This is a genomic window from Priestia megaterium (genome assembly GCF_023824195.1).
GTDB lineage: Bacteria > Bacillota > Bacilli > Bacillales > Bacillaceae_H > Priestia > Priestia megaterium_D.
On the sequence record NZ_CP085442.1, the window covers coordinates 1,801,994 to 1,816,287 of the forward strand.

General features: G+C 35.2%; 13 protein-coding genes. 10 read left to right on the plus strand and 3 right to left on the minus strand.

Annotated elements, in window-relative coordinates; all coding sequences use genetic code 11:
• Positions 1–23 precede the first annotated feature (23 nt).
• Together LIS78_RS09170 and LIS78_RS09175 are read left to right on the plus strand one after the other, a co-directional pair.
• On the plus strand, positions 24–788 hold the full coding sequence (locus tag LIS78_RS09170; protein ID WP_195780470.1) for an SDR family NAD(P)-dependent oxidoreductase: 765 nt from the start codon (positions 24–26) through the stop codon (positions 786–788).
• A gap of 150 nt (positions 789–938) precedes the next feature.
• Positions 939–1,943 carry a quinone oxidoreductase family protein gene (locus tag LIS78_RS09175; RefSeq protein WP_252285005.1) on the plus strand — a complete coding sequence of 335 codons (1,005 nt, stop codon included), beginning with the start codon at positions 939–941 and terminating at the stop codon, positions 1,941–1,943.
• Positions 1,944–2,118: 175 nt separating this feature from the next.
• On the opposite strand, the gene LIS78_RS09180 is transcribed toward LIS78_RS09175, so the two are convergent.
• Positions 2,119–2,367, minus strand: a complete 249-nt coding sequence (locus LIS78_RS09180) for an HPr family phosphocarrier protein (protein ID WP_252285006.1) — start codon at positions 2,365–2,367, stop codon at positions 2,119–2,121.
• Positions 2,368–2,709: 342 nt separating this feature from the next.
• Between LIS78_RS09180 and LIS78_RS09185 the strand changes: the two genes are divergently transcribed.
• The 4 genes from LIS78_RS09185 (at position 2,710) to LIS78_RS09200 (ending at position 7,732) form a co-directional block, all read left to right on the plus strand.
• Positions 2,710–3,723 carry a LacI family DNA-binding transcriptional regulator gene (locus LIS78_RS09185; RefSeq protein ID WP_252285007.1) on the plus strand — a complete coding sequence of 338 codons (1,014 nt, stop codon included), beginning with the start codon at positions 2,710–2,712 and terminating at the stop codon, positions 3,721–3,723.
• 366 nt (positions 3,724–4,089) lie between these two features.
• Entirely contained in the window at positions 4,090–5,169 is a 1,080-nt protein-coding gene (locus tag LIS78_RS09190) for an Ldh family oxidoreductase (RefSeq protein ID WP_286676952.1), read from the plus strand.
• A gap of 192 nt (positions 5,170–5,361) precedes the next feature.
• Positions 5,362–6,183, plus strand: a complete 822-nt coding sequence (locus tag LIS78_RS09195) for a sugar phosphate isomerase/epimerase family protein (protein WP_252285009.1) — start codon at positions 5,362–5,364, stop codon at positions 6,181–6,183.
• Positions 6,184–6,424: 241 nt separating this feature from the next.
• On the plus strand, positions 6,425–7,732 hold the full coding sequence (locus tag LIS78_RS09200; RefSeq protein ID WP_252285010.1) for a CitMHS family transporter: 1,308 nt from the start codon (positions 6,425–6,427) through the stop codon (positions 7,730–7,732).
• Between the two features lie 293 nt (positions 7,733–8,025).
• Here the strand turns inward: LIS78_RS09200 and LIS78_RS09205 are convergent, their stop codons facing one another.
• Complete coding sequence (locus tag LIS78_RS09205; protein ID WP_252285011.1) at positions 8,026–8,457, minus strand: WapI family immunity protein; 432 nt, start codon at positions 8,455–8,457, stop codon at positions 8,026–8,028.
• Positions 8,458–8,732: 275 nt separating this feature from the next.
• Between LIS78_RS09205 and LIS78_RS09210 the strand changes: the two genes are divergently transcribed.
• Positions 8,733–9,143 (plus strand): thiol-disulfide oxidoreductase DCC family protein, encoded by a 411-nt coding sequence (locus LIS78_RS09210; RefSeq protein WP_195783290.1) that lies wholly within the window; start codon positions 8,733–8,735, stop codon positions 9,141–9,143.
• The gene (locus tag LIS78_RS09215; RefSeq protein ID WP_195780464.1) at positions 9,136–9,624 is read left to right on the plus strand and encodes a hypothetical protein; all 489 of its coding nucleotides are present in this window, start codon (positions 9,136–9,138) and stop codon (positions 9,622–9,624) included. The genes LIS78_RS09210 and LIS78_RS09215 overlap by 8 nt, the downstream gene beginning before the upstream one ends.
• 314 nt (positions 9,625–9,938) lie before the next feature.
• Here LIS78_RS09215 and LIS78_RS09220 read toward each other — a convergent pair whose 3' ends face one another.
• Positions 9,939–11,183, minus strand: coding sequence for a glutamate-5-semialdehyde dehydrogenase (locus tag LIS78_RS09220; RefSeq protein ID WP_209151412.1), 1,245 nt, complete (start codon positions 11,181–11,183; stop codon positions 9,939–9,941).
• A gap of 567 nt (positions 11,184–11,750) precedes the next feature.
• Between LIS78_RS09220 and LIS78_RS09225 the strand changes: the two genes are divergently transcribed.
• Together LIS78_RS09225 and LIS78_RS09230 are read left to right on the plus strand one after the other, a co-directional pair.
• Entirely contained in the window at positions 11,751–12,347 is a 597-nt protein-coding gene (locus LIS78_RS09225) for a TetR/AcrR family transcriptional regulator (RefSeq protein ID WP_098322451.1), read from the plus strand.
• Positions 12,348–12,784: 437 nt separating this feature from the next.
• Positions 12,785–14,128 (plus strand): SCP2 sterol-binding domain-containing protein, encoded by a 1,344-nt coding sequence (locus LIS78_RS09230; RefSeq protein ID WP_252285012.1) that lies wholly within the window; start codon positions 12,785–12,787, stop codon positions 14,126–14,128.
• Positions 14,129–14,294: the final 166 nt, after the last annotated feature.

Below are 14,294 nucleotides of genomic sequence, written 5' to 3' on the forward strand. Positions count from 1 at the left end.
CCATCATACTAGGAGGCAAGGAAATGAGCTATTTCTCTGAGCTAGAAGGAAAAAAAATTCTGGTTGTGGGTGGAAGTAAGGGCATTGGGAAAGATATTGCCCTTGCTTTTGCCAAACTTAAAGCCGATGTTATCATCACCGGTAGAAATGAGGAAGACTTAAAAAAGGCTAGTGATGAAATTGGTGAATTCAATTCTAATTGTTCTTACCTTACGGCTGATATTCAAAATGTGAACCAAATTTATACCATGATTGATCAGGCGTATGAACGATTAGGTGGAATTGATGTACTTATTAATAATGCGGGAGTTAACATTCCAAAACCTGCGCTGGAAGTTACCGAAGAAGATTGGGATCAAGTATTAGATACAAATTTAAAAGGCACCTTCTTTTGCTCTCAACGGGCCGGAAAGTATATGATTGAGCAAGGAAGAAAAGGAAGAATTATCAATATCGTTTCGCAAATGGCTTTTGTAGGTTATATTAAACGCGCAGCTTATTGTTCGAGTAAAGGTGGCGCAGTACAATTAACAAAAGCACTAGCTATTGAATGGGCTGATAAGCAAATCAAGGTGAACGCGGTGGCACCAACCTTCATAGAAACTGACTTTACTAAAAAAATGTTTGACAACAAAGATTTTTATAATGATGTATTAAGTAGAATTCCATTAGGAACACTCGCTAAACCTAATGATGTGACAGGCGCCGTATTATTTTTGGCATCTGATATGGCTAGCTTTATTACAGGAGAAACAATCCGTGTCGACGGCGGATGGACTGCAATCTAAGTTTCCAATGTTACCTTTATCGTATCCTACCTAACTAGACTGATTTAAATATATGTAAAACTTAAATAATCCCCCCTTGAGTAAACAGTCCCCCTCTCTGTTTATTTGAGGGGGGATTAATATTAGTAGGAAAATAGGAGGTTTTACTAAATGTATGCAGTTATTGTTACTGATTATGGAGATACTGAAGTACTTAGATATCAACAGGTTGAGCAACCAAAACCAGGACTAAATCAGGTATTGATAAAAGTTGAGGCAACTAGCGTTAACTTCGCAGATATTAAGGCGCGATGTGGAAAAAAGGGGAAAGAATCCCTTCCTTTTATTCCCGGTCTCGATGTTACTGGAACAATTGTTGAAGTAGGAGAAGATGTAAAGGATTTTAAAATTAACCAACGTGTTATTGCATTTCCTCAAGGGGGATCTTATGCAGAGTATGTTATTGCTAATACTGATTTAACTTTTTTAATTCCGGAAAAGTTGGATTTTGTAACCGCAGGCGCTTGCCCAATTGTTTCTTTTACGGCTCATAAGTTGCTATATGATATAGGACGAATCATGCTTGGTGAAACAGTTTTAGTTCATGCAGCTGCTGGAGGAATTGGTACCACGGCTATCCAACTGGCTAAAATTTTAGGAGCAGGTAAAGTTATTGGAACTGTGAGTAAGGAAGAAAAAGTATCTGCTGCCCGTCAAGCTGGAGCAGATTATGTATTTAACACCTCTAAAAGGAATTTTGTTCAGGATGTCCTAGAGATTACAGAAGGAGAAGGAGTAGATTTAACATTAGATTCTATTGGGGGAAGAGTAACTGAAAACAGTTTATTATGCCTAGCGAGATATGGCAGAATAGTTCACTTTGGAAATGCTAGTGGTGAAACTGCTAATATCCAAACAAAAGATCTTCATGCTAGTTGTCGATCCATATTAGGATTTAGTTTAGGCACAACCAGAAAATATCGACCTTATCTTTTACGTGATACTGCTGAAAAAGTACTGGGTTATATAGAAAGTGGGAAATTAAAAATCACTATTGGAAATCAATTTCCCCTTAAAGAGGCTAAAATTGCCCAAGAATTAATGGAGTCTAGAAACAGCATAGGTAAAATTCTTTTAATTCCACCCTCTTCCAGTCTAAATCAAACTAAAGAATAAATTTTCTATTTGAATAAGTCCAGTTTAGAATTTATAGATAATACAAGGTGGGGGACTCTCCTGTTAAGAAAAAGGTGTGCAGTGACGTTATGATCTCTTTATATTGGACTCAATATATCTTATTAAGAGTAAGCATCTTTTATCTTTTATTATAAAAAAGACAAGTAAATAGTAATTATATAACGGTAACGGGGAGATTATTTTTCCAAAATACTCGTGACATTGCAATCTTTGCCTGGTCTTCATCTGGACCGTGAACTTCTATTTTAAACGTTTGTGAGTCAAGTACAGCATAGGTTAGACAAAGCATACTTTTTGCGTCTATATTTTTGTTATCTGTCCTTATTACAATACTTGAATCAAACTTATTAGCTGTATCATTAATTTCTACTAATACTTTAGCTAAAGCTTTATTTAAAGTCATATTTTCACTCCTAAATAGATATTGTAGATCTACAAATAAATAAAGAAATGATACTAATAAACAGTCCTTTATGTATTCTCTTCTTTTCTACATAAAAGACTGTTTTCTTTTAAGTAAAGACCAGCAATATTTACCTTGAAAATTAGGAATTACTTACACGAATAAATTATTGAACTGTTCTTTTGAATAAATATATTACAAAGGATAAGAAAATAAAAATACAAAAAGTGTATCGGTAAGCATAATTAAAATGTATTTCTGTATATTGCTCTGAAAAATTAAAATAAAAAGGTACCTGCAACTTAAATTTTCTTAAAGAAATTATTTTTAGGAGGTACTGATTTGAAGAAAACAAAAGTGAATTCAATGGAGGTTGCTAAGCTAGCCGGAGTTTCCCAATCAACAGTCTCACGTGTTTTTAGTTCTAGAGGAACTGTATCTGAGAAAACACGCAATCGTGTATGGGAAGCAGCTGAAGAGTTAGGTTATCGTCCGAATGCTCTGGCCAGGGGATTAATTATGAATGAAACAAAAATGATAGGTGTCGTGGTTAGAGATAAACAAAACTTGCTATACCCAGAAATCTTAGATAAGTTTTCGAAGGGGTTGCGTGAAAAAGGCTATTATGTTCTTTTTTCTTATGTGGAAAATGATGAGGTGCAACAAGATGATGTCTTTCAATTTCTCGAATACAACGTAGATGGTGTAATTGCAGTGGATGTTTCATTATCTTCAGCTACTGTCTTAAACCTTTCAAAATCTAACATACCGATTATATTCTTTAATCGTTACAATAAAGATTTTTCTGGTTCTTATCATTTTATAGGTTGTGATAACTATTCAGCTGGTAAATATATTGGAGAGTACTTAATTAGACAAAATCATAATCGGTATGCTTATATTTCAGGTCATTTGATTGACGGAATAGAGGATTATTGTAAAAACGGTTTCTGCGACTCACTTCAACAACATGGTAAAGAAGCCGTTATTACTTTAGAAGATCATACATATGAAGGGGGGTATAGAGCTGCCTTACGAGTATTGAATTGTGATTCCCCTTCAGACGCTATATTTTGTGCTAATAACATTATGGCATTCGGAGCAATCGATGCCATTAAAACTTTAGGATTATCAATACCTAAAGATGTATCAATTGTAGGAATGCACGATTCTATTATGGCCTCATGGGGACGGTATTCTTTAACAACGTGGCACCAACCATTAGATGAGATGATTGATTTAACAATTAACACATTATTAAATAACATTGAGGGGAAAGTTAAAACTTTTGTTTCTACTCTGCTCTGTGGAACATTAGTAAAAAGAAGCTCAGTAAGAATTTCATTAGAGACATGAGCAAAAGTGTCATGTTTATTGAGGGGCTTAAAGGAACATATATTAATTCATATTAAACAGGTATTGAAATAATGAAAGGCCATGCTTTTTATGAAGAAAGCATGGCCTTTTATTATTTTTAAAATGAGAACCTTAAGTAGAGGGCTAAAGTTTAGTTATTTATTTTTTGTATGGTCAGCTATGGTTTATTTGTATTTTATTTATATCTAAAACTAGTTTACGATTTATTTAGATAGCCTAAGCAAGTAGTTAAATTGATAGATAACATAAGGAGGTAACTACACTCCAATGAAAGCCCTATCACTTTAAAGGTTTTATGTCTAGAGAAACTAAGTTGCTAACGAACATGACTGGAGGAAATGTATTATGAGTGCAAACTTGGCTAAAGCGACTATTAATTATAAGGACTTAATTGATGTTGCATCAAAACTATTTGAAGGAGAAGGATTGAGCAATGCTGATGCAAATATAATCGCTGAAGATCTTGTGGCAGCAAATTTACGTGGTTTAGATTCTCACGGAATTTCACGTATTCCTATGTACCTAGAGCGTATTAGACGTAAAGTTGTAAATCCACAACCGAATATTACTATTAAGAATATTACACCCGCAGTCTCTTTAGTTGATGGAGACGATGGGATGGGATTCCTTGCTGCGCATAAGGCAATGGATGAAGCAGTTAGGTTAGCAAAACAGAGTGGGATTGGTCTTGTTGGTGTTCGTCGAAGTACACATTATGGAATGGCAGCTCTTTATGTAAAGCAAGCAATTGAAGCAGGTTATATCTCACTTGCTTATACCAACTCTTCACCTGCCATTCCACCTTGGGGAGGAAGAAGTACTTTTCTTGGAGCTAGTCCATTTGCAGCTGGTGTTCCAGGTGGAAAGGAAGTACCATACGTGTTAGATATGGCTATGACTGTTATTGCACGTGGTAAGATTCGTCTTGCTGCTACTCATGGGGAGCCTATTCCACCTGGATTAGCACTTGATTCAGAAGGAGCACCAACGACGGATGCAAAGAAAGCATTTGAAGGTGTTTGTCTACCATTTGGTGGAGCTAAGGGTTCTGCTCTTGCCATGTTAATGGATTTACTTGCGGGAGTTCTTACAGGTGCAAATTATGCAGGAGAGGTAAAAAGCCTTTACTTTGATCATTCTGAACCACAAAATGTTGGTCATCTTTTCGTAGCGATCCGCCCAGATCTTTTTGTGCCACAAGAAGAATTTGAAGATAGAATGGATAATTTCGTTAATAAAACTAAAGAGGTACCATTAGCACAAGGATTTGATGAAATCTTAATTCCTGGTGAACCAGAGGAACGGACAGCTATCCAACGCTTGAAGAATGGTATCCCATTGACTTCCGAAGTAATTCAAAGTCTTTGTGAAGAGGGAACTCGACAAGGAATAGACCTCTCTTCCATTTTCGATAATGCTAAATAATAAAATACCTTATTTAGTGCCGGCCTTATCACAAGGTCGGCAACCACTATATTAAATTAATGCTTAGATGAAAAATTACAATATTTTGCTTATATAAATTCCATGGTTTTTTAGTGTTTATACCACATGAATATTTCTGAATATTTAGTTACTTTTTATTTAAAGTTATTTGTTAAGGAGATGCTAGAGAAAATGAAGTTGGCTTATCCGTTTTTAACCGAGGAAACCGAAAAAAAATTACTTGGCTTTAAAGGTAATATGGAAGAGGTTTTTCCGACTCTTAAGGATCTAGGATACATAGGTATAGAACCACTAATTCGTAATCCTAGAAAAATTAATACCTTATTATTTACTAAATTGGTTGATAAGTACAATTTGGAGATTGCTGCTATAGGAACAGGACCAATTGTGAGTGATGATCAACTTACTTTTACCTCAAACTCTGCAAATAAAAGGAAAGCAGCAATAGATAGAGCAAAAGAAGTTGTAGAATTTGCCTCTTTATTCGACTGTCCAATTAATATTGGGAAATTAAGAGGTGATATTCATAAAGATCAACCGGAACAATCATGGCTTTGGCTGCGTGAAGGCATTGAGCAAGTATGTGAACATGCTGACAAATATAAAGTTAAAGTGGCACTCGAACCTCAGAACAGAAAAGTCATAAATAATTTAAATACTACTCAAGAAGCACTAACATTTATTCAAAAAACAAACATGGCAAACCTTAAGCTTATGCTTGATATATACCATATGTATATCGAAGATCAGTCTATTGAAGAAAGCCTCGTAGCTGCTAAAGATTACTTTATTTATATTCATATAGCTGATCATAACCGAAAAGCTCCTGGAAAAGGTAACCTTGGCTTCAATAAGATATTTCAGGTCTTAAAAGAGTTGAATTATGGAGGGTTTATAACACCTGAAATTCTTCAAGAATTAAGTAGTTATGAAGAGGCAAAATCTGCGTCCAATTACTTATCAACACTTAATCTTGAAGAAAATATCATTTAAAAATCAATACTCTGAAACACGTTAGATGTAAATGTTTTAATTGAGCATACTCATTAAGCATACGAATAGGTGCAGGGCAGGCTAATTATGGCCCAATTTTAATTGAAAAATCATCGATGAGGAGAGCTTCTATTTGAAAAGGGAGTATCAATACTTTATTTAACATTGATGCTTCTTTTCTAATGCAAATATATAACATTGGAAATAATTGAAAGCGTATACAAATGTAAGGGGGATTAAAATGTTAGCAGTGCTAGGCTACGTAATGATTGTTGTATTTATGTTTTTAATTATGACAAAGCGCCTTTCGGCCTTAATTGCTCTAATGGTTGTACCAGCTGTGTTTGCTATAATTGGAGGATTCACAAAGGATTTAGGAGAAATGGCTTTAACAGGAATTGAACAACTTGCTCCTACCGGAGTAATGTTAATGTTTGCTATTTTGTATTTTGGTATTATGATTGATGCTGGTTTATTTGATCCTGTAGTTGATAAAATACTGAAAATTGTAAAAGGAGATCCTTTAAAGATTACCATTGGTACTGCTGTATTAGTTTTAATTATATCTTTAGATGGGGATGGAACAACTACGTACATGATCACAATTTCAGCCATGCTACCTCTCTACAAAAGGCTTGGAATGAGTCCTTTGATTCTAGCAAGTATAGCTGTGTTAGGTAATGCTGTAATGAATATTACACCTTGGGCAGGTGCAATGGCAAGGGTAGTAAGTGCTTTACATTTAGAAATGTCAGACGTATTTGTTCCACTAATCCCAGCAATGGTAGGTGGGGCTGTATGGGTTATATTTACAGCTTATATTTTTGGAGCGAGAGAACGTAAACGATTGGGAGTTATCAATTTAACAGATTTGCATGCAGAAGGGACAGCATATGTGGAACAAGCAGCTACTGTAGAACAAATAGAACATAAACGACCAAAACTATTGTGGGTGAATTTTGGTCTAACAGTTCTTCTAATGGTAGGGCTAGTTATGGGCGTAATGCCTTTGCAAGTTCTATTTATGATTGGATTTGCACTTGCTATCTTGATCAACTATCCCAATATGGAATTACAAAAAGAACGTATTACAGCTCATGCAGGAAATGTTTTAGCAGTAGTGTCATTAGTTTTTGCGGCCGGTATTTTTACGGGTATTTTATCAGGAACGAAAATGGTAGATGCAATGGCTAAAAGTTTAGTATCTCTAATACCAGATGCCCTAGGGCCGCATTTCCCTGTTATTACAGCTATCATTAGCTTACCCTTTACTTTCTTTATGTCTAATGATGCATATTACTTTGGAATTCTACCAATAATTGCCGAAGCTGCTAGTAATTATGGAGTGGATTCTGGGGAGATTGCTCGAGCTGCTCTTATGGGACCTGGCGTTCATCTATTAAGTCCACTCGTTGCCTCAACCTATCTATTAGTAGGGATGGCGAAAGTTGATTTCGGGGAATTCCAAAAATTCACTTTACCATGGGCTGTTGGAACATCGGTTATAATGATTCTTGTATCTATTGCAGTGGGAGCTTTTTCTTTATAAGAGGAAATCCGATTAAATAAAAAGCCTTTGCTTTAATAGGTTAAGCAAAGGCTTTTGTGTTATGTCTGAACTTGAAGCTCATTTACAACCTATTTTTGATCATTTTTAATAAGACAATTTCAATAATTCAAAGAAAAACCTTGACTTTATTCCTTTAGCAGTTTGAAACAGAATCAAACCTACCTGCCGTAGAAGTATACGTTTGTAGTTAACATAAAACGTGTTATCGGAAATAAAAATCAAAGGTGCTTTATGCTACCTTTGATTTTTCAATTGCACACCTATGAATTATCTCACTTAACATCACCATATTGGCTCAAAAATGCTTTTAATTCATTTAATGTAGCTAAAATAAAGCTTTGATCACTTTCTATCTCAAATTGTAGTACGTTTTCCAGATAAGGCTTTTCTCTATAGTAACCTTGTATGAAGACTTGACCCAAATTATTAAATTCAAATTCAATTTGAAGAGACGTTTCATAGTTTATAAAAGTCGCTACACCTTGAAGGGTGTTATAGCATTTGTTTAAAGCTTGATAAAATTCATTCATATCGTTTGTAGTGAACCACAATTCTCCAAGCACATAATAATTTCCACTTTTTATTTCAACTGTGCCTTCAATATCATAACCTCCGAAATGACTTTTTCTATTTGAAAAACCGTATTTATCCCCTGACTTAATTTGAATAGATCCCTGCTTACCTCGTATAGTAATTTGATTCATAATTTCAGCTCACTTCTAACTAATCTTTGCTAAAGAATAACAAAACTAGTGAAAAAGAAAAATACGTTACATACAATTTCTACTTACCATAATGTAGTTTATAGGCACTCTTCTCAAAAAAATAAAGCTCATCTTACAAAATTGTAAGTCCATCTTACATTATTGTTAGGTGAGCTTTATTAAATCTCGTTTTATAATTGTTTATAGAAGATATTTACAATTAGCTAAGGGAATGAAATATATTGAAGGTTAAAAAAGACAATCATCCTATTATTATGTTTGATGGTATATGTAACGTATGTAATCATTGGGTTCAATTTGTTATAAAAAGGGATCCTAAAGGCATATTTAAATTTTTGTCTCTTCAATCAGATTTAGCATGCTCATTGATAACAGATCACAATCTGAATAATAAGCAATTGGATTCCATTATCTTAATTGATAAAGATCAAATATATACTGAATCTACAGCAATCTTACATATCATAAATAAGCTTACGGGACCTATAAGGTTCTTCGTTCTCTTTTGGATAATACCTAAAAAAATCAGAGATAAAGTGTACCGTTTTATTGCAAAGAACCGATATCGATTCTTTTTGAAAAAAGAAAGTTGTCTCGTTCCTAGTAAAGAAATACAAAATAGGTTTATTAAAATGGAAACAGAAAGTGGGAAAACCGATGAATAGAAGTACATTTCTAAAAAAGCTTAGAATGACGATTATTACTACTTTTAGATGGTCTTTAGCATTAACTTTCTTGATTTACGGCATTGCCAAAATCTATCCAGGTCAGTTTTCTACTGGCGACTTTATATATGATTCGACAAAGGACTCAGCAATGCAATTGGCATGGCATTTCTTTGGATATTCGAATACATATAATCTTTTTATTGCTTTTGGAGAAATAACAGCAGCCTTACTATTAGTAATTCCAAAGACAGCAACTTTGGGGAACATTATTTACTTACCTATCACAGTAAATATTACTATTCTTGACTTTTGTTTTGAGATACCAGCTCGTTCTGTTACTACCTTATTAACCTGTATGAGTATAGCTTTACTTTTCTTTGAATATAAAAAATTAAAAAGAGTGTTTTTTGACTCCCCAGTAGCAGCTGAAACGTCTATCCCAACAAACCTTATAAAAAAGAAGGTGAACGTACAATGATTGTACTACCTATTATGTTTGTCAGTTTGGGAATTTCTGCTTTTTACTATTTTATTATTAAAAAAGAAGCTTGAGATGAATACAATATACAGATCCAGTTAACATAATCACAGTTATCGGAATTTATTTAAGGAATTAATAAGATAAATAAAAGGCAGTTAGAAATAGTTCTTAGCTACCTTTTATCTATTTAAAGACTCTGTTTGAATTATCATTATCCTTAAGAAAACAATAGAATATATTTTTTTAATAGTTTATGTTTATATACTCTGTGGAAAAACTGGCAATCCATATTTCCCTTTATAAACTTCTAGTTACCGAGTTTGCCCGTTTCCGTAAATAATGTATTTCGTAGTTGTTAATTCCTTCAATCCCATTGGGCCCCTAGCATGTATTTTTTGAGTACTAATACCAATCTCAGCTCCAAACCCGAACTCTTCTCCATCAGTAAAACGAGTCGATGCATTAACATACACAGCTGATGAATTCACAAGTTTTAGAAAGTGTTGAGCATGATTATAATCGTTTGTGATAATCGCTTCTGAATGGCTTGAGCTATAGTTATTAATATGTGAAATAGCTTCATCAATATCTTCTACCACTTTAATAGCTAAGATGTAGTCTAAGTATTCTTGTTTCCAGTCCTCTTCCGTTGCCAATTTTATATTTGGACAGATTTCAGCAACCCTTTCATCTCCACGTATCTCAACATTTTCTTCAATTAATGCTTGAGAGATGATTGGTAAGAATTTCTCAGCTATATTTTTATGTATAAGCACTTTTTCAACTGCATTGCATGCAGAAGGACGAGATGTTTTTGCATTAATAATAATGGATTTCGCCATTTCGATATTACAAGATTCATCTACATAAATGTGACAGTTACCAGTACCAGTTTCGATTACTGGTACTGTTGCATTCTTCACGACGTTCTGAATTAACCCTGAACCTCCACGAGGAATAAGCACATCTACATATTCATTAAGTTGCATTAATGATATTGCGGTTTCACGTCGAGTATCTTCAATTAGTTGAAGAGCGCCTGACGGTAAATTTGCATCAGAAATAGCTTTTGATAATATATTTACAATAGCTATATTAGAGTATATTGCTTCACTTCCACCTCGTAATATAGCTGCATTACCAGATTTTAAACATAATCCGGCTGCATCACAAGTTACATTTGGACGAGCTTCATAAATGATTCCTATAACTCCTAATGGCACACTTTGCTGTCCAATTTGTAAACCATTTGGACGTACAGACATATTCTGTATTTCACCAATAGGATCTGGTAAAGTAGCCACTTGTCGTAAACCGTTTGCCATTTCTTCAATACGATTTTCATTTAACAATAGACGATCTAACATTATTTTTGATGTTCCATTCTCCAAAGCATTGTTTAAATCTATTTGATTTGCCTTTAAGATATCTTGCTTATATTTAAGTAAATAATCAGCCATTTTAAATAGAGCATCTTGTTTACATTTACTACTTATATTTGCTAGGATGTAGGATGCTTGTTTTGCTTGTCTTCCTTTTATCTGTAATTCAGTCATTGTAATGTAGTCTCCTTTAATCAAAAATTTTTAATTTTATAATATTTATGCAGATACTGATGCAAATTAAGCTTATTGTAAGAGTATATACAACTAAAACCAGCCTTACTTATTAAGATTACTAATATAAAATTACCTATTTCCATAGGAGGCGAAATAGTACATATTGAACAGGTGTTACATCCTACAAAGAAAGTCTGGGTTTATTAACTTGCTTCACTCTTTGTAAAGCTTTGCCTAGAAAAAAAATGAATACAGATATCGTAGTTTTTAATGAATATCTCACCATCTTTAGCTGTGATTTTTTGATTAGAAAAAATATAACATATTCAAAATCTTTTGCATACAAGTGATTTTGTAGAATCATTAGAGGCTTAGCATGTTTTCTTTTATGTATTAATTAGTACCTGTTCCTTTAATGTTACCGCGTTCAGATAGACTTACTGTCTTTTTATATGCCTATTATTTTTTGTGCTTTACAAAGATACTACCTAATTGTACAATAAAAAAAGACCGAACGGTCTTATAAATTTTATAAACCTTTTTTAAACGGAGGCAAATAGATTCATGGTTAATCGCAAGGGAGAACAGACTAAAGCCCTAATCTTAGAAAAAGCATCGAAACTTTTTAATAGCCAAGGATATAGGGCATCTTCTATATCCGACATCATGCACGAGACTGGTCTTCGAAAAGGAGGGATTTATAACCATTTCGAAAATAAAGAGGAAATAATGCTGAGCGCTTTTTCCTTTTCCATTGACACGATGAGGCATCTTTTTTCTGAAGCAATGGCAGGCAAACAAGGATGCATGGAACGTCTTTTTTCCATTGTTTCCGTATTCGAGGGGATTGCTGAAAAGGAATTGTTCCCTGGAGGGTGCCCGATTATGAATGCTGCCATTGAGGCGGATGACGCAGACCCATTGCTTCAAGAAAAAGTCCGTGAAGCAATGGATAGCTTGCTCGGAATGGTTCGTAATATTGTTCAGGAAGGCATAAAGAAGGGTGAGGTTAAACAAGGAGTGGATCCCGAGTTTGTGGCGACTGTGTTTATCTCCACGTTGGAGGGAGCGCTAGCACTTAGCAAACTTTACAAGAGCCAAGAGTACATGAAAAGAGCTGTGCATCATCTTAGATCGTTTCTTGATCAGAACTGTTCCTAACAGTCTAAAAAAGAAGCCAACGATGGCTTTTTTTTAGACTTAAAAAAGACCGTTCGGTCTCTTTAACTACCTATAATACTTAGAACGATACTACGAAATCTGATAAGGGTGCTGTCATAGTTGATATCACCTGATCATCGATGAGCAAGAGGAAAGAAACTTTAAGTCTTGACCGTTCCGATAAGCTTTCCGTACAAGTTCTGTCAGCCTTAGTAGAAAGTTTCACAACGGTGTACTTTGCGATGCTACTAATACAGCGATCAGAATAGCCTGCGCATCTACCTTCAGTGAAGGGGGAGGCATTCACAACGCTAGAACTAAAAATCAATTTTACCAAGTCAGTATGGAATGTACGACTTCAAATGATTGGGCAGGCCACCAAACAGAGTAGTACTAACAGATAGGCGTTAAATTGAATGACTAAGGAGTTGAGTGCCATGAAAAAGGTGACAATAAATGATCACCCTTCTGTAAAACAATATTACAAGAAAAAGGAAACTATGCAGGGAACCGAAGGCAGGCGCATAGATACACAATGGTTGCGGAATTTATGTCTACATGCAGGAGCCGACGATGTTGGATTCGTCTCTATTGACCGAAACGAACTTGGGGACCAACGAGAAGAGATTTTGAATCTGTTTCCTGAAGCTAGGACGCTTATTAGTTTCGTCTGCAAAATGAACCGCGAGCCCTTGCGTTCCACGGCTCGATCCATTGCAAATACCGAATTTCATCATGTTGTCGATAACGTAACGCATATCGGACATGAAATCGTGAAAAAGCTTGAAGAACAAGGCATCAAAGCATTGAATCCGCCAGCAGGATTCCCGATGGAACAGGAAAGTGCCGGAAAACCATGGGTCATCTCACATAAACCAATCGCGGTTGCGGCTGGACTCGGACAAATCGGCATCCATAGAAATGTCATTCATCCCAAGTTCGGCAACTTTATTTTGTTAGGTACAATCCTTACAAATGCAGATATGACTTCGGAAAGTCAGCCCATTGATTATAATCCGTGTTTAGAGTGTAAATTGTGCGTAGCTGCCTGTCCGGTAGGAGCCATTGGTGCTGATGGTCATTTTAATTTCTCCGCCTGTTATACGCACAACTATAGAGAATTTTCCGGTGGCTTCACCGACTGGGTGGAGAAGATTACCGACAGCAAAAATTCTAAAGCATATAAGGACAAAGTAAATGATGCAGAAACAGCATCTATGTGGCAGAGCCTTTCTTTTGGTGCTAGCTATAAAGCAGCCTACTGTTTGTCTGTTTGTCCTGCCGGAGAAGATGTAATTGGTGAGTTTCTTGAAGATCGTAAGAAATTTTTGAAAGATGTTGTCAAACCACTGCAGGATAAAAGCGAAATGGTGTATGTAGTACCGAATTCCGACGCTGAGGATTATGTAAAAAAGCGTTTTCCTCATAAACAAGTTCGGCCGGTGAGCAACGGCTTACGATCGAAATCAATTCAGGCGTTTTTGCAAGTGCTTCCTCATATGTTTCAAAGAAATCAAGCAAAAGATTTAGCTGCTACCTATCATTTTACATTTACCGGGCAAGAAAATGCTCAAGCAACGGTTATCATTAAGAACAAGACCCTTACTGTGGAAAAGGGACATATCGGGGATTCAGATTTCCAACTTATTGCAGACAGTCAAACATGGATTCGGCTGATGGCCAAAGAAACAGGGGTGTTATCAGCAGTCATGTCAGGTAAAATTCGCACAAAAGGCCAATTAAAGCTGTTCAAGGCTTTCAGCAAGTGCTTTCCGTCATAAAAGAGGAGAAGATTTTAATAAAAAGTGGAAAATAACCTAATCATTTTGTTAGGTTCGATACATTATTTCTTTACCGATACAGTTCATAGAAAAATCTCTTAAAAAACTGCCCTCCCTGCAAAAGGAGGTAGTTTTATTAGGTTCTTATAATGTATGAAATCCATAT